The organism is Serratia sp. H402Y (genome assembly GCF_051172415.1).
GTDB lineage: Bacteria > Pseudomonadota > Gammaproteobacteria > Enterobacterales > Enterobacteriaceae > Serratia > Serratia ureilytica.
Genome location: NZ_JBPIYZ010000001.1, coordinates 719,323 through 735,121 on the forward strand (window position 1 = coordinate 719,323; position 15,799 = coordinate 735,121).

Sequence of the window (15,799 nt, forward strand, 5' to 3'; positions counted from 1 at the left end):
ATATCTGTTACCGGCGCTCAGAGAGGCGTTAGGCCAGCTGCAAGACAATCGAAAGCCAAGAGTGTGAGACTACCTATCGACGAGGGCTGATCACCCTCGTTTTTATGGGCTTTATCTGATAATAATCAGTACTTCCTTATGAAAAATCCGTGCTATCAGATTATACTGGTGCCATTGAAGATACTTTGTTGGGACGATATGTCGTTATGGCATAAAACCGCAGGGTATTGATGGTCACGGTATCTGGTGTGTGAATATGAGATGTTCCCTCCTGGAAATGCCTTGTTGAAGATCTGTTGAGAGAGACAAGAGCAGCGAGTATGTTAGCCTATCAGGCTTGTGAAGCGATAAACTCCACCATTTCTCTTACTTTGCATCAGTAAGGTACACTGAAGTTTTGCGCTAATGGTAGTGAGTATCAAGCCGTTGAGAGGAAGACGCTGTGGTTGGTCACGGATTTTATCAATCGTTTACCTCAAAATGATGCTTCCTGGCTCCCTTGTTTGCCTCTGTTCTCATGTTGTTAACAGGTGGCGATAAGGAGGATTAGGCTTTGTTTACGTTTTTCGCCATCGCGCCAATAAAGCTAAGATGTTGTAAGTGACTGTATTTTGCGAGAATTTTTGAGCACAAATTCTCGCGTCTTATGAGGTACGCAGAATGCAGGTTATCGATACTAAAATCGATGGAGTCAAAGTCATTCAACCAACGGTATTTAGTGATACTCGCGGTTTTTTTATGGAAACGTTCGAGAAGCGTCGCTTTCAAGACATGCTGGATATTGATTTGGACTTCGTCCAAGACAATTATTCACGCTCTTCTCGGGGGGTTTTGCGCGGACTGCACTATCAAGATATCAAGCCGCAAGGCAAGTTGGTTCGTGTGGTGCGAGGCGAAGTTTATGATGTTGCTGTAGATATTCGCCCAGACTCACCCACATTTGGCAAGTGGGAAGGCATTGTGCTATCGGAAGAGAACAAAACTCAGCTTTGGATCCCGCCAGGTTTGGCCCACGGTTTTGTCGTGCTCTCTGAGATCGCGGATTTTGAATATAAGTGCACGGATTACTATTCGCCAGAACATGAAAGGTGCCTGATGTGGAATGATCCCGATGTCGGCGTGGCCTGGCCTGTTCGGCACCCTGTTTTGTCGGAAAAGGACAAGAACGGCAAATTTCTCAGAGAACTGATTTAATGAGAGTTCTTTTAACCGGGGCTAAAGGGCAGGTCGGGCGCTGTTTTATCGATCGGGTACCCGCCGATTGGGTTATTTTAGCGGCCGACCGCAATACGATGGACATTTCCAAATTGGAGCAGGTTAAGGCCGTCGTCCAGGAGTTTAAACCGACGGCGATCATAAATGCTGCAGCCTATACCGCCGTTGATAAAGCGGAACAAGATTGCGAGGCTGCGTTGTTAGCCAACGTTGTGGGCCCAGCTAATTTGGCCTTGGTTGCAAAGGCAATGGATTGCCGACTGCTTCATATTTCTACAGATTATGTTTTTGATGGCCTGGGCAAGCTTCCCTACAATGAGTTGGCTGGTACCCGCCCACTGTGCATTTACGGGAAAACCAAGCGTGATGGCGAATTGGCCATCGTATCAGAAATGCAAGATGCGATAATTCTTCGCACTTCTTGGGTTTTCAGTGAATATGGCGAAAATTTCGTTAAAACCATGCTGAGGCTTGCTCGGCAACGTGAATCTCTTGATATCGTAGCCGATCAACGCGGTTGCCCGACATATGCGGGGGACATCGCAGACGCGATGATAAAAATGTTGCTTTGTGAGGTTCAGGGAGGGATTTATCACTTCTGCGGGGATGAAGAGGTCTGCTGGAGTGAGTTTGCGGAGCACATATTTAAAGTTGCTGCGGAGATGGGGGCGATTTCTCGCATGCCAAAGGTCAGTAAAATAACATCAGAACAATATGTGACTTTGGCTAAACGTCCTAAATATTCAACCTTGAGTTGCAATAAAATCAATGAGATAGGTATTCCTGCTTCCAATTGGCAGTCAGCCCTGGAATACGTGATTTCTCGATTGAGAAAAATGGGTTACTTACAAGAGTAATGTCGGCACCGTGTGGGTGAGCATGATGTATTTTGTTATTTTCATGCTCACCCGACAGTAATTGGCGCATAGCTTATTCGCTATGGAGTTACCAAATTTTCCAGCCGTGAATATTAAAGAAAGTAATCATTGAGCGTGAAAATAGCTTAATATGCGCCCAGCCTTTTCGCGCCGCATGGCCACCGTAATGCACGACTTTGACATCAGGGACATAGGCTATTCTGGTAATTTTTGCCGTACGGATGCTGAGATCGAAATCTTCGAAATAAAGAAAGAATTTAGGATTGAATCCGGATAATTCTTTCAGTACGCTGTAGCGGAAAAACATAAAGCAGCCACTCACGATAGGCGGATCGAAATAAACATCGTGAGGCGTTAGCGTATCAGCCATTTCATAGCGTCGAAGATAACTTTTGAAAAAACGCTTTCCTTTAACCGAGGCAAAGAAACGCAATAAATATACAAATACAGAAGGGTATCGCTTACACAAATATTGTGTTTCCCCGCTCCCCCAGGTTGCATACGGCGTAATTAAGCCACATTCAGGGTGAGCATCCATGAAGGAGAATGCATTCTCTAATGCATTTTTATCCATCTCTAAATCGGGGTTTAAAATAAGGGTGTATTTTGACTTAATAGCTAAGCTTAAATTATGTGACACTCCAAAGCCAGGATTGTCTGGTCGTGATATGTAATTTCCGGGAATAACGTCAAGGAACTCTTTAATTAGCGAAGTGACTGCAGGATCAGTAGTTGGCGAGTTATCAACAACCAATAAATAACAGTCGCGTGCTTTAAAAACGTTTGTCTCAACAAGTGCGGCAAGGGTTTTTCTTAAATCTACAAGATTCGGTTTGAAAATTACTAATGAGATTGTAAGAAATTTTTCATCTTCAATAGCCGGTAAAGACATGAGAGAATCGTCCACTCCATCTTGGGATGTCGTTTGGTTTTTTAGGTGAAGGAAAAACTAGCGTGTTGTCAGGTATAGTAATGCCTAGCGTTGTGTCAGAATTGTAGGCTTCTTCTTTGTGATGCCATAGCATCTCGCCAAATGGAGTCGATAGGATGGCTTTTCCTGCCAACCTGTATTCGTAGAACTTAACAGGATCGACATATTTAGTAATGTCGTTCTGCAAAAATGGAATAATCACATAATCAAATGTGGATATCTTTTTCATTACCTGGGGGTGTGGGATAGGGGGTTCCAGGATGATATTTTGAGGTAAGCTTTCCGGAATTCCGGTTTTTCTTGGCCCTACGAGGTTTATGATTGCTTCCGGATTTTTAGTGGCCAACTCGAACACCCACTTCCAGTCAAACCAGCTTGCGATTGTGCCGATATAGCCAAATGTGATTTTTTCATGCGATGTTTTCGGGATATGAATTTTCTGCATGTCATCTGAACACGCATTCAACACCAACTCAGTTTTGCTGGGGGCGATAGACGAAAATTTCTCAATTAAGGCATGACTTGAACAGAATATGCGGTCAACTTGTCGGGCGATTTCTTTTTCAAGATTAGCCGTGTTTTTCTTTGATAGGCCAGAATAAAACGAAGGGAAATCATCCATGGCGTCATACCACACTTGCCGCCATTTAAATTGCTTGATAAGCATGTTGGCCAGCAGACAGGGTTTGCCGATAACCAGAGTGGTATCTTCAGATATAAAATTCTTTATATCGTCAATAATTTTCTTTATTTTCCCTTGGTTGAGCAGCTTAAACAACGCAGGTATCGGCTCCACGGGGGCTACAAAACCCAACCGAGCCAGTTGCAGACCCTCTATCAAATCCAATCCTGCAGGTTCAGGGGCATGGCGGCCGGGGGTCAGATCGGCGAGGGTGGGAAAACGACTAGGATAAGGCTCAATCCACAAAAGTTCCTGGGTGGCATGGGTCAGCGCATATTTGGCGAAAAAATGAGGGCGCTGACTTATGCTCAACCAGGGAACAGCTGAAAGATAGACGATTTTCATTGGCATTGTTCAGTAAAGAAATTGCGGACGATACGGACGATACGCTGGCTGGACTCACCATCACCGTAAGGAGAGCTTCCTTTTGCCATTTCTTGATAGGCCTGAGGGCTATCAAGCAGCAAAGACGCTTCTCTTACGATGTCGGCTTGTTCCGTTCCGATTAATTTCACCACGCCTTCCGAGACGGCTTCTGGGCGCTCGGTATCACGACGTAAGACCAAGACGGGTTTGCCCAAGGCCGGAGCTTCTTCTTGCACGCCGCCAGAGTCGGAAAGAATCAGGTAGGCATTCTTCATGGCGGCAACGAAAGGGCCATAGTCAAATGGGCTGACCAGCTTAATTCTTTCGTGGTCTTTTAACAGACGATCCGTGACTTCGCGCACGTTTGGGTTGGGATGAACGGGGAAAAGAATATAGATATCACTATACTTTTCAATAAGTTCAAGAGCTGCGTTGCAGATATTGACAATAGGTTGGCCGAAGTTCTCTCTGCGATGAGAAGTGATAAGAAGCATCCGGGCGTCTTGGGGAATATCGACGCCGATATCAAACGTCTTTTGTGCGGTCGTCAGCAAGGCATCAATCACGGTGTTTCCCGTAACGTGAATATGCTCTGCAGGAATGCCTTCGCGCAAGAGGTTGCTTTTAGATACTTCAGTCGGAGCAAAATGCAAGCGTGCTAAATGTCCGGCAAGAATACGGTTTGCTTCTTCAGGAAAAGGTGAATAGAGGTCGTGTGTACGCAGCCCCGCCTCGAGATGAGCGAAAGGCACTTTCTTGTAGAAACAGGCCAGTGACGTCACGAAGACGGTCGTCGTATCGCCTTGTGCGATAACCAAATCCGGTGCTGCCTCTTCGAGAGTTCGGTCGATGCTGGTCATCAGGCGCGCGGTCAACTCTGGCAATGTTTGCCCAGGTGTCATGACATTAAGATCATAATCGGCTTCAATTTCGAAAAGTTGGAAAGCCTGATCCAACAGGTCTCGGTGTTGGGCCGTCGCCAATACGCAAACGTCGAATTCACCGGAGGCATGAAGTGCCTTGATCACCGGCGCCATTTTTATCGCTTCCGGACGAGTACCCACAACACACATAATTTTCTTTAACATGGTTGTCTCAATAATTAATATCCCCATACTGACGATAAAAATCGGTATGGGGAGGTGGAAATCGAATAGCTATTCGGTTCTGCGTAGCAATTCCTCCCAATCGTTCATAAAGGCATGGGCGGAAAATTTTTCTTTCAGAGCGGCAAGTGATGCTTTAGATTGCGCATAATTGTCAGATATAGAGGCTATTTTTTCTGACAATTGGCGAGCATCATGCAACGAGTAAGTAAACTCATTTTCACGCGTGGCAACTAAATAGTTATGTGCTTCGATATTGGACAAAACAACGGGGACGTCTGCACAAATCGCTTCTGAAGCCGATAAGCCAAATGATTCTCCGGTTGATGGCGACACAAAAATCCCGTTGGCTTGAGAGATCGCCAACAGCAGCTTGTCCACATTCAAGAATGGCACTGGCGGCAAGCATACGGTGTCGCCCACTAGATTTCTGCTCTCCAGCTCGGCGTTGGTGTTGATTTCAGAAGACTGCGGGCCGCACAGAACTAGCATGTATTTTTCCGCGTGTCGTTCTTTTAAAATAACGAATGCGTCCAGTAATTCAGTCAGGTTCTTTAGCTTGTCCATCCGTCCCAGGAAGAGAATAGGTCTTCTCGACCATGTTGGCAGAGAGGGAATCGCATGCGGTTCTTGAGAGACATGATCCCAAGGAACGAAATTACGCAGCAATAACAATGGACAGGCACTTTTGTGCAATTCAGGCTCTAGCTGCTTCATAAAGAACGCGGATGGGCACAATATTGCCGAACAACTGTCCGGAATTTTATTCAAGTAAGCCCTGTTTTCTTTATAGGCTGTATGGCATTCCGCAAAGTATTTCAATTTGTGCGTATGGCAAAATGTCAGAGCCGCAGGGAAATCAATGCAAAAAATGAGGCTGTAATTTTGCGTTAATAAATAATCGAAGTTGATGATTTTGACATCGACATTTTTACAGTCCGAGAGTGCGGCGGTGATCGCCTTCGCCGCACCGGAATCATGAGTAAAAAGAAGGTCAATCTGATAGGTGCCTATATCGTTTAATAAACGGGCACGGGTGAGCATGACTTTCTCAACACCGCCATGCGTCGCCCAAGGATAGATAAATGCTATTTTACGAAGCATATAACTCCCTAATTCCTTTTCTTTTCAGGGTGTTCAACTCCATTTCTTCGAATCGGGCTGCCCAAGTGGTTTCTTGCAAGAAGGTTTCCAACTCGTCAGAGTGGCGCTCGCTATTGATTGTTTTCTCAAACAGATCGACAACGTCGCTGCCGTCAGAGAAATAGGTCATCGGATAGCGTTTAATATGCTCAATGCCGGTCACTAGAGTTGGTAAGCCAAAATAGAGGTACTCATAAATTTTGATCGGATCTACCGCTTGAGCCAGCTCGCCACTTTTGAATGGAATGAGGCCGATCGACCATTCTTTGACATATTGATGAAGGTCTTTTGGCATTACTTTGCCCACCAGTGTGATGTTAGCAATATTTTTCGCTTTATTGACCACCCACTCAGGCTCACCGTAACCAATGATCTCGAAGTGATATTGTGGGAATTGTTCAGCTAATTTAAATACGATATCCCAGTCGAACCACGAGTCCGTTAGATGGCCGAAATAGCCCACTTTGTTGCCGTTGTCTTTCGCTATATTACGTGTATCGCCCAAGACCTTCTCGGAATAGCCATTACCGACTACTTCAATATCACTGCGAAGATAAGCAAATTTGTCACGCAGTGATGGAGCAACGCCACAGACGTAATCGCTTTGTAGAATGAGGGTTTCTTCAATCTCTTTCTGGTACCAAGGAGCTTGTCCGACCTTATGGAAGCATTCCCATTCATCCATAATGTCATAGATGATGTTGCAGCCTTGCGCTCTAAACTCATAGAGCGGAGTGAGGAAGACTTTCGCCGGCATCGTGATGACAAAGAACGCGGTTTTGTCATGCAGATGACACTGACGGGTGTATTTCACAAAATCATACAGCGGAACCTGATAGACATTGTTCCAGACTTGCGAACAACCTTTCGACAACGTTTCCTGTGGCGTCCATTGCCAGGCGATAAAGATAACCTGATAGCCTTTTTCCGAGAAATATTTTGCCGCGTTGATTGGCCGTTGGTTCACCAGCTCATCGAATTCGAAGCTGCATGGAATGAAGACGACTTTCTCTGATTGGTTTACCGCTGCGACCCAGTCTGGAATGTCTTCAGGTGTAGAGGTATCCGTCATCGCGCTATTGCAAGCGTGCTCGAAGTGTTTTTGAACGTAACGGTGCCGCTGGGTCTGTAGTTTTAGCCTGACAGACTCGGGCAGTCTCCAATAAAGAGTTTTGGCCAGTTCATAGCGTTTGTCCGCTCTGGTCAGTGATTGAACGGCAACCTGAACCAAATATCGAAGTTTTTGCCCTGCACTCGGTGCAACCGCGTGAGGCAAAGTTCTGAAATAGTCTTCTTGTTTTGCCGCTACCGATGTCAGGAGTTGTACTAACGATTTAACGTCATTCTGCAAAGAGAGATTCTGTTCTTCCAACGCAGCTAACTTGGCGATGACATCATTCCCTGAACTTGCTGCATTAGCATTAACAGGGGTGTCCAGGGGAGCCTGGCTCGCTTTATCTTCCATTTTGACGGTCTCTTTCACGCTATCATCATGAGCGTTGATCTTGATACTGTTGGCGATCAGTTGGTTTGCTAGCGTTTTAAATATAGCGACAGTAAAGGCATTCGCGATCAAAAAACTTTCGTTTTCCTGTGATGATGGTGCCTTACACAGCTGCTGGTAGAGTTGCAGCGAATCACCGTTGTCGTATCGCTCTTTGTCCGGGAGAACCATATTCTCGAGGATTTGGCTCCAACGGCCATCGCTCTGGTATTCAATAAGCAAGTCTGGGGGCAGGGGACGAGCGGCGGCAAATTGCTCTTGAAGCACATCTTCTTCGGCATTGGCCAGATTTCTGCCTGAGAAATTACAGTAAGCGGCATGTTTAAAGGTTTCATCGTCCAGAATGCCTTTAATGCCGTCGTAGCCAACCAGACACACCGGAAGCTGGCTAATGCCGGCTTCCAGTACTCCGCGGCCCATGCCGGCAAACCCCGCGTATTGCGGCATGACGGAAGGGATGTCACTGACAACGCCTTTGAAACCAACCCATTCGTTGAAGTTATTATCGCTAACGTAGGTTTTTATAGTGTCTTCATCACTACCGGTACCGTAAATATCAATACCATGAATCATTTGGCAGCGGCTGGCGAAGTCAATGAACTTCATAATCCCTGCGGATTTATCCTCATCCAGCCTGCTGGCGATAAGCCATCTTTTCTCAACAGTCTCATCCGTGATAGCGGGATGCGTTTGGGCGGTGTCTATCAGGTTAGGAACGATCATCACCGAGGGGTGGTCTATGATCTCCGCCAATTGATCCGCCGTTTCCTGCGAAACGCAAAATATGGTATGTAGCGTTTTGAGAAAATAAATGGCCAACGCCTGATTATAAATATTCCGAGTAAAATGCTGCAGCGACAGAGGGCCGTGCAATGTTAATAGCGACGGTATTTTTTCGCAGTCTGCGGCGATAACGGCAGGGAAAATGCAGTCAAAAGGATGCACATGAATGACATCGATGCCTTTTTCTTTGATAACCTGTCGTATCAGGTCTACGCCTTGAACGAGTTGTTCGATAGAGCCGTTGCTTAAATGAATATTTTCATGGCACGAGCTCAGCCCGTCAGGGAGTAATGACGGGTCTGCGACAACGGCGTACATAAGATGAACCTGGTAACCGTGGGCGACCAGATCCTTTACCTGAGTGTTGATATAGGTTTCCAACCCACCGATTGAGTAATACTGAGTTATGATAAGTATTGATTTATTCATGCTCTCCTGACCACTTTTCGAGTGATAAAGAAACAGGCAATGCGGCAATACCTGACATTGTCGTGCGAGGCTCTATAACCTTAAGGACGATCACGTCGGTTTTCTTATCAAGATAGGACATATCGGCGTGGCTGATGGCGTTGGCGATAGCGAGTGAAATAAAATAGCTGCCTTCGCACAGAGCCAGGTCAAGTTCAAACGTTGCCCTAAGAACATCTCCGCCTTTGGCGTTATGCATATTCTTCTTATGGTATAAGGTGCTGGTGCCAAATACCGTAATACCTTCAACGGTCTTAATGACCAAGCCGGCTTGCAGCTCTTCTATCGGCCCAAATACGCTGATATCGAAGCTGATGATGGCTTTTTCACCTACGCGAAATAGATCGCAAGGCTGATCGTGGGCATCTTTGATGATCCAACTTTCAATAAGGGCACCGCTGGTCAGTTCGCTTTCAGCTTGTACCTCGGCTTGTTCCGCGATGGAGGCCTCATGGGCGGCGACGCCGTCCTGGCTTTCTTTCTGGGGCGCGTTGATGGACTGATTGGTGTTTTTAGCAATGTTGTTCAGATAGCGCAGGTAAGTTTTTTCATCTGAGTAGAGCAGGGCATGGTATTGATCGATGATTTCTTTGGCGCTGCCAATGGCTTCTACCCGGCCTTTTCGCAACAAAATGGCCCGCTGGCAAAACTTCTCCACGGTCGACGTGGAATGCGTCACCAGGATGATTGAACACCCTTGCGCGCGCAGCGATTCGATATAATCGAAGCATTTGCGTTGGAATTTTTCATCACCGACCGACAGTGCTTCGTCTACGATGAGCACTTCGGGCTTAATGCAAGCCTGAACGGCGAAGGCCAGACGCACATACATCCCGCTGGAGTAGGTTTTGACCGGCTGATCGATATGTTCGCCTATGTCGGCAAAGGCTTCGATCTCAGGGAATTTCTGTTCCATTTCACTGTGCGTCATACCAAGAATGATGCCGCTCAGATAAACGTTTTCACGGCCGGTAAACTCAGGATTGAAGCCAGCGCCGAGTTCCAGCAGCGCAGCCAGTTTGCCATTGACCTCAACGCTGCCCGAGGTGGCTGTCAAGGTGCCGGCAATAATTTGCAGCAGGGTACTTTTGCCTTCGCCATTACGGCCCAAAATGCCAAGCGTTTCACCGCGCTTAACGTCAAAAGAAACGCCGTTTAGCGCCCAGAACTCTTTGAAGAATGTACGGCGGCCTAAAGAAAGCATTTGGTACAAACGATGCTTAGGATTTGCATACATTTCAAAGCGTTTCGAAATATTTTTGACTGAAATTGCGAATTCAGATGACATCAGCAAACCCTTTACGCGTGAACATAAACCAACCATAACCTAACAGCATGATGACGAAAGAGATGAGGGTGTAAATGCCCCAGCTCCCCCAGGCGATATTTTTGCCCAGCATCATGCAATCCCTCGCTTGCTCAATGACATAAGTCAATGGACTGAGTTGCATGAAGATGTGATATGCGTCAGGCAACATGGAGATCGGATAGAAGATCGGCGAAAGATACATCAGAATCATGGTAAGCACGCCAATAACCTGAGCGATATCTTTCAAGTAAACGCCAAGCGAAGAAAGGAACCAGGATACGCCCAGAACCATCATAAGGAACGGTGCGATGATGACGGGTAGCCATAGAATGTGCCACGTAGGGATCCCTACGATAGCGACATAGAACAGCAACCAAACGACGAAGTTAATCACCATTTGGAATAAAGCTGTGCAGAGTGAAACAATGGGGAGTGTTTCAACCGGGAAGACAACCTTTTTGACGTAGTTGACGTTACTGACGATCAAATAGGGAGCGCGGTTAATGCATTCAGAAAAAAGCCCGAAGAAAATCAAACCGATGAATAATGCTAACGCAAATTCTCCTTTGGAATCGACTCCAGCACTCCAGCGAATTTTGAATACAACGCTGAAAACGAAGGTATAAATCACCATCATCAATACTGGGTTAATAAACGACCAAAGAAGCCCGATAAATGACCCTTTGTATTTACTGCCGATTTCCCGTTTAGAAAGTGAAATAACAAGATTCTTATTGGTGGCAAGTGTATGAAGACACCGATAAAAAGTCTTAACAAGAATAGAGAAAATATTCATTTAACACCTAGGCTATTGATTAACTTTTTTGACGTCATGGTTTAACTTTCTTCGCAATATAATCATGTAGAACGGATGCGTTATTGATATGACGGAGGGTGTGAAAATAGCTATAGGGCTAAACACACGTTTCCGTAAGCACTCCATGGAAAATACGCCAACATTTTCTCTCGGAGATTTTCACATCGTAAACAGAATCTGTTTCATTCCCGCGCAACCTGCATGGTATTACCGCGGGCTATTGTCCAGCGTGTTTCTATCTTACTGTAATGCCGGGGAACATATTAGTGATATATAAGATTTTCTTCTGTTTTTCGATGCGTTCACTTCGGCAAAAAAACACCGCATTTCTCGATGAAACAGAAGTGAACACTGAATTCCCTGCATACAGATTGCCTGATTTTTAGGCTGGACATTGCTCTGCATAAGCGTTTTCAGCCTAAAAAAGCACGCTACCGCCCTTGGTAAGCGAGAACCAATAGAGGGTGGGGTTGTCAGTTTTCATTTATATGCTGAAACTATTTTCAGCAAAAATAGGCTAGAAAACCTTTATTATCCTACCACCAAATCACTTGTAATGCCTCTGGATTTTCAGGGTTTCAGTCTGTTCCTAGTAACCAGTGGTGACATATTCAAATGAGATATGTGCAATTGCTAGGAATTGTAGGATTACAGGCCAAAATGCAAGCGTGGCGCGTCATTGGATGGTTTCTTCCGAGGGTATGGAGCAGGTTCGGCGATGCGGTATCCTCATCTTGGCCCACATATTCTGGTTGATTTTTAACCGTTGACATGATGCGGCAGACCGCACATCCGAACCTTTTCTTTTCTGCAATGTTACCGGTAATGTAGCAATGAGCTCAGGGCGTATACAGAACTGCCAACTGTGCGTGATTTTGTAAAGATTGTTATGGCTGCGATAGGTACATGCTTAGGAATAATCATGTACAATAAAGCAATGCATCCCTACTATGTTGTATAACTATATGATTACAATGTAGTAATTATCTCAGACAGGAGTTCCTAAATGTCCAAGCAACAAATCGGCGTTGTCGGCATGGCGGTAATGGGCCGCAACCTCGCGCTGAACATCGAGAGCCGTGGTTACACCGTTTCCATTTTCAACCGTTCTGGCGACAAGACTGACGAAGTGATCGCTGAGAACCCGGGCAAAAACCTGGCGCCGTATTACACCGTTGAAGAGTTTGTCGAATCGCTGGAAAAACCGCGCCGCATCCTGCTGATGGTGAAAGCGGGCGAAGCGACGGATAAAACCATTGCCTCGCTGACTCCGCATCTGGACAAGGGCGATATCCTGATCGATGGCGGCAACACCTACTATCAGGACACCATCCGTCGTAACCGCGAACTGTCCGACCAGGGCTTCAACTTCATCGGCACCGGCGTTTCCGGCGGTGAAGAGGGCGCGCTGAAAGGGCCTTCCATCATGCCTGGCGGCCAGAAAGAAGCTTACGAGCTGGTGGCGCCGATCCTGGAGAAAATCGCTGCGGTTGCGGAAGGCGAGCCTTGCGTGACTTATATCGGCGCTGACGGTGCTGGCCACTATGTGAAGATGGTGCACAACGGCATCGAATACGGCGACATGCAGCTGATTGCCGAAGCCTATTCTCTGCTGAAGCAGGCGCTGAACCTGAGCAACGAGCAGCTGGCCGAAACCTTCGCCGAGTGGAACAAGGGTGAGCTGAACAGCTACCTGATCGACATCACCAAAGACATCTTCACCAAGAAAGACGAAGAGGGTAAATACCTGGTCGATGTGATCCTGGACGAAGCCGCCAACAAAGGCACCGGCAAGTGGACCAGCCAGAGCTCGCTGGATCTGGGCGAACCGCTGTCGCTGATCACCGAATCGGTGTTCGCGCGCTACCTATCCTCGCTGAAAGATCAGCGCGTTGCTGCCTCTAAAGTGCTGACCGGCCCGAAAGTGGCACCGTTCACCGGCGACAAAGCCGAGTTCATCGAGAAAGTGCGTCGCGCACTGTATTTGGGCAAGATCGTATCCTACGCGCAGGGCTTCTCTCAGCTGAAAGCCGCGTCCAAAGAAAACAACTGGGATCTGCACTACGGCGAAATCGCCAAGATCTTCCGCGCCGGCTGTATCATCCGTGCCCAGTTCCTGCAGAAGATCACCGACGCTTACGCGGCAGATGCCGATATCGCCAACCTGCTGCTGGCGCCATACTTCAAGCAAATTGCCGACGAGTACCAGCAGGCGCTGCGCGACGTGGTGGCCTATGCCGTGCAGAACGGTATCCCTACGCCAACCTTCTCCGCCGCGATCGCTTACTATGACAGCTACCGTTCAGCGGTGCTGCCGGCTAACCTGATCCAGGCGCAGCGCGACTACTTCGGCGCGCATACCTACAAACGCATCGACAAGGAAGGCGTGTTCCATACCGAATGGATGGAATAAGCCCACTCGTTGAGCGATAAAAAAAGCCGCCGAGGTTAACGCCCGGCGGCTTTTTTATTGCGCGTGATTTAATGTCACGCTTTTTTCTGATGCCGCTCGCGCAGCCGGCCGATCACCGCGCTCAGATCCAAAGCCTGGTCCTGCAGCAGCACCAGCAGGTGATAGATCAGATCCGAGGCCTCGTTGGTCAGCTCTTCGCGATCGTTGACCGTGGCGGCCAGCGCGGTTTCCACGCCTTCTTCCCCGACCTTCTGCGCGATGCGTTTGGTGCCGCTGGCGTACAGGCTGGCGGTGTATGAGCTGTCCGGGCTGGCATGCTTGCGTTCCGCCAACAGCTGTTCCAGCTGATAGAGGAACGTCCAGTCGCTGGCGGCCGGATGGAAGCAGCTGCTGTTGCCCAGGTGGCAGGTCGGGCCGATCGGGTTGGCCAATACCAGCAGCGTGTCGTTATCGCAGTCCGGCGTGATGCTGACCACCTTGAGGAAGTGGCCGGAACTTTCGCCTTTGGTCCACAGGCGCTGCTTGGTGCGCGAAAAGAAGGTGACATTGCCGCTCTGCTCGGTGGTCGCCAGCGCTTCCGGCGTCATGTAACCCAGCATCAGCACTTCGCCGGAAACGGCGTGTTGCACGATGGCCGGCATCAGGCCGTCGGTTTTCTCCCAGTCCAGCTGGTTTCTCTGTTGTTCTGTCAGCACACGCGAATCTCCACGCCTTGTTCGACCAGGAACCTTTTCAGTTCGCCGATATTGATGATTTGTTTGTGGAACACCGATGCCGCCAGAGCGCCGTCGACGTCCGCATCGCGGAACGCTTCCAGGAAGTGCTCCATCGTGCCCGCGCCGCCGGAGGCGATCAGCGGCACCTTGCAGACCTCGCGCACCTGGCGCAGCTGCTGCAGATCGTAACCGTTGCGCACGCCGTCCTGGTTCATCATGTTCAGCACGATCTCACCGGCGCCGCGGCGCTGCACTTCCTGCACCCAGTCGAGGGTTTCCCACTGGGTGACGCGGGTGCGGCTCTCGTCGCCGGTATATTGATTGACGTGATACTTGCCGGTTTCACTGTCGAACCAGGTATCGATGCCCACCACGATGCACTGCACGCCAAAGCGATCCGCCAGGCGGCTAATCAGATCGGGATCGGCCAGCGCCGGTGAGTTGATGGAGATTTTGTCGGCGCCGAAGGACAGGATCTGGCTGGCGTCCTCGGCGCTTTTAATGCCGCCGGCGACGCAGAACGGAATGTCAATCACCTCCGCCACGCGCGACACCCAGCTTTTGTCCACCACCCGGCCGTCGCTCGAGGCGGTGATATCGTAAAACACCAGCTCGTCCGCGCCTTCTTGCGCATAGCGCTGCGCCAGCGGCACGATGTCGCCGATGATTTCGTGGTTGCGGAACTGCACGCCTTTCACCACTTGCCCGTCTTTAACATCCAGACACGGGATTATCCGTTTTGCCAGCATGCAATCGCCTCCTCAACGCTAAATTTACCTTCCAGCAGGGCGCGCCCGACGATCACGCCGGCAACGCCGCTGCCGCGCAACTGGGCGATGTCGTCCAGATTGCCGATGCCGCCCGAGGCCTGGAAGGCCACTTGCGGATAGCGGCGGCTGATCTCCTGATACAGCGCCACGTTGGAACCGGCCAGCGTGCCGTCGCGCGAAATGTCGGTGCACAGCACGTGTTTCAGCCCGTAGGGCAGGAACTGCTCTACCACCTGCTCAAGCGTGGCCTCGGAGTTTTCCTGCCAGCCGCTGATGGCCACGCGCTTCACGCCCTGCGCGTCGATGCGCACATCCAACGCCAATACCATCGCGTCGGCGCCATAGCGTTCGAACCAGCTTTGCACCAACTGCGGTTGTTTCACCGCGGTGGAGCCGATCACCACGCGCGTGGCGCCGGCCTCCAGCAGGGCGCTGACGTCTTGCTCGTTGCGGATGCCGCCGCCGACCTGCACCGGCACGTTAACCCCCGCCAACAGCTTGCGCAGCAGCGGGATCTGGCGCGCGGCCGGATCTTTGGCGCCGGTCAGATCGACCAGGTGCAGCACCTGGGCGCCCTGTTGTTGATAGTCCTGCAGGCGCAGCAGCGGATCGTTGCCGTAGTCGCGCTGTTGGCCGTAATCGCCCTGATGCAAACGCACCACGTTGCCGTCGATCAAATCCAAAGCCGGAATAATCAT

13 protein-coding genes are annotated in these 15,799 nt (G+C 49.0%); 3 read left to right on the forward strand and 10 right to left on the reverse strand.

Going from position 1 to position 15,799, the window contains the following annotated elements; genetic code table 11:
• The first annotated feature begins 660 nt into the window (after window positions 1–660).
• Both rfbC and rfbD read left to right on the forward strand, forming a co-directional pair.
• Complete coding sequence (gene rfbC / locus ACSBQS_RS03625; RefSeq protein ID WP_033642476.1) at window positions 661–1,194, forward strand: dTDP-4-dehydrorhamnose 3,5-epimerase; 534 nt, start codon at window positions 661–663, stop codon at window positions 1,192–1,194.
• Complete coding sequence (gene rfbD, locus ACSBQS_RS03630) at window positions 1,194–2,072, forward strand: dTDP-4-dehydrorhamnose reductase (RefSeq protein ID WP_033642477.1); 879 nt, start codon at window positions 1,194–1,196, stop codon at window positions 2,070–2,072. Before rfbC ends, rfbD begins: the two co-directional genes overlap by 1 nt.
• An 88-nt stretch (window positions 2,073–2,160) precedes the next feature.
• On the opposite strand, the gene ACSBQS_RS03635 is transcribed toward rfbD, so the two are convergent.
• From ACSBQS_RS03635 to ACSBQS_RS03665, 7 genes are all read right to left on the reverse strand, one after another.
• Window positions 2,161–2,985 (reverse strand): glycosyltransferase, encoded by an 825-nt coding sequence (locus ACSBQS_RS03635; RefSeq protein WP_046686728.1) that lies wholly within the window; start codon window positions 2,983–2,985, stop codon window positions 2,161–2,163.
• Entirely contained in the window at window positions 2,966–4,051 is a 1,086-nt protein-coding gene (locus ACSBQS_RS03640) for a glycosyl transferase (protein ID WP_046686729.1), read from the reverse strand. Before ACSBQS_RS03640 ends, ACSBQS_RS03635 begins: the two co-directional genes overlap by 20 nt.
• A complete protein-coding gene (gene wecB, locus ACSBQS_RS03645; protein WP_033642479.1) occupies window positions 4,048–5,160 on the reverse strand; it encodes a non-hydrolyzing UDP-N-acetylglucosamine 2-epimerase in 1,113 nt (370 codons plus the stop codon). The genes ACSBQS_RS03640 and wecB overlap by 4 nt, the downstream gene beginning before the upstream one ends.
• Window positions 5,161–5,229: 69 nt before the next feature.
• Window positions 5,230–6,282, reverse strand: a complete 1,053-nt coding sequence (locus ACSBQS_RS03650; protein ID WP_434989680.1) for a glycosyltransferase family 4 protein — start codon at window positions 6,280–6,282, stop codon at window positions 5,230–5,232.
• A complete protein-coding gene (locus ACSBQS_RS03655; RefSeq protein WP_052752680.1) occupies window positions 6,272–9,037 on the reverse strand; it encodes a glycosyltransferase family 4 protein in 2,766 nt (921 codons plus the stop codon). The genes ACSBQS_RS03650 and ACSBQS_RS03655 overlap by 11 nt, the downstream gene beginning before the upstream one ends.
• On the reverse strand, window positions 9,030–10,364 hold the full coding sequence (locus ACSBQS_RS03660) for an ABC transporter ATP-binding protein (RefSeq protein WP_060659734.1): 1,335 nt from the start codon (window positions 10,362–10,364) through the stop codon (window positions 9,030–9,032). The genes ACSBQS_RS03655 and ACSBQS_RS03660 overlap by 8 nt, the downstream gene beginning before the upstream one ends.
• Window positions 10,354–11,181, reverse strand: coding sequence for an ABC transporter permease (locus ACSBQS_RS03665; protein WP_033642482.1), 828 nt, complete (start codon window positions 11,179–11,181; stop codon window positions 10,354–10,356). Before ACSBQS_RS03665 ends, ACSBQS_RS03660 begins: the two co-directional genes overlap by 11 nt.
• Before the next feature lie 1,027 nt (window positions 11,182–12,208).
• On the opposite strand from ACSBQS_RS03665, the gene gndA reads away from it, so the two are divergent.
• Entirely contained in the window at window positions 12,209–13,615 is a 1,407-nt protein-coding gene (gene gndA / locus ACSBQS_RS03670) for an NADP-dependent phosphogluconate dehydrogenase (RefSeq protein WP_004938815.1), read from the forward strand.
• A gap of 74 nt (window positions 13,616–13,689) precedes the next feature.
• On the opposite strand, the gene hisIE is transcribed toward gndA, so the two are convergent.
• From hisIE to hisA, 3 genes are read right to left on the reverse strand one after another with little or no spacing between them, the layout of a single operon-like run.
• Window positions 13,690–14,310, reverse strand: a complete 621-nt coding sequence (gene hisIE, locus ACSBQS_RS03675) for a bifunctional phosphoribosyl-AMP cyclohydrolase/phosphoribosyl-ATP diphosphatase HisIE (RefSeq protein WP_434989684.1) — start codon at window positions 14,308–14,310, stop codon at window positions 13,690–13,692.
• Entirely contained in the window at window positions 14,304–15,080 is a 777-nt protein-coding gene (gene hisF, locus ACSBQS_RS03680; protein ID WP_015377252.1) for an imidazole glycerol phosphate synthase subunit HisF, read from the reverse strand. Before hisF ends, hisIE begins: the two co-directional genes overlap by 7 nt.
• Entirely contained in the window at window positions 15,062–15,799 is a 738-nt protein-coding gene (gene hisA, locus ACSBQS_RS03685; protein WP_434989687.1) for a 1-(5-phosphoribosyl)-5-[(5-phosphoribosylamino)methylideneamino]imidazole-4-carboxamide isomerase, read from the reverse strand. The genes hisF and hisA overlap by 19 nt, the downstream gene beginning before the upstream one ends.

Coding starts and splice junctions, on each gene's coding strand:
- rfbC (WP_033642476.1), top strand. CDS start 661: ATGCAGGTTATCGATACTAAAATCGATGGAGTCAAAGTCATTCAACCA.
- rfbD (WP_033642477.1), top strand. CDS start 1,194: ATGAGAGTTCTTTTAACCGGGGCTAAAGGGCAGGTCGGGCGCTGTTTT.
- ACSBQS_RS03635 (WP_046686728.1), bottom strand. CDS start 2,985: ATGTCTTTACCGGCTATTGAAGATGAAAAATTTCTTACAATCTCATTA.
- ACSBQS_RS03640 (WP_046686729.1), bottom strand. CDS start 4,051: ATGAAAATCGTCTATCTTTCAGCTGTTCCCTGGTTGAGCATAAGTCAG.
- wecB (WP_033642479.1), bottom strand. CDS start 5,160: ATGTTAAAGAAAATTATGTGTGTTGTGGGTACTCGTCCGGAAGCGATA.
- ACSBQS_RS03650 (WP_434989680.1), bottom strand. CDS start 6,282: ATGCTTCGTAAAATAGCATTTATCTATCCTTGGGCGACGCATGGCGGT.
- ACSBQS_RS03655 (WP_052752680.1), bottom strand. CDS start 9,037: ATGAATAAATCAATACTTATCATAACTCAGTATTACTCAATCGGTGGG.
- ACSBQS_RS03660 (WP_060659734.1), bottom strand. CDS start 10,364: ATGTCATCTGAATTCGCAATTTCAGTCAAAAATATTTCGAAACGCTTT.
- ACSBQS_RS03665 (WP_033642482.1), bottom strand. CDS start 11,181: ATGAATATTTTCTCTATTCTTGTTAAGACTTTTTATCGGTGTCTTCAT.
- gndA (WP_004938815.1), top strand. CDS start 12,209: ATGTCCAAGCAACAAATCGGCGTTGTCGGCATGGCGGTAATGGGCCGC.
- hisF (WP_015377252.1), bottom strand. CDS start 15,080: ATGCTGGCAAAACGGATAATCCCGTGTCTGGATGTTAAAGACGGGCAA.
- hisA (WP_434989687.1), bottom strand. CDS start 15,799: ATGATTATTCCGGCTTTGGATTTGATCGACGGCAACGTGGTGCGTTTG.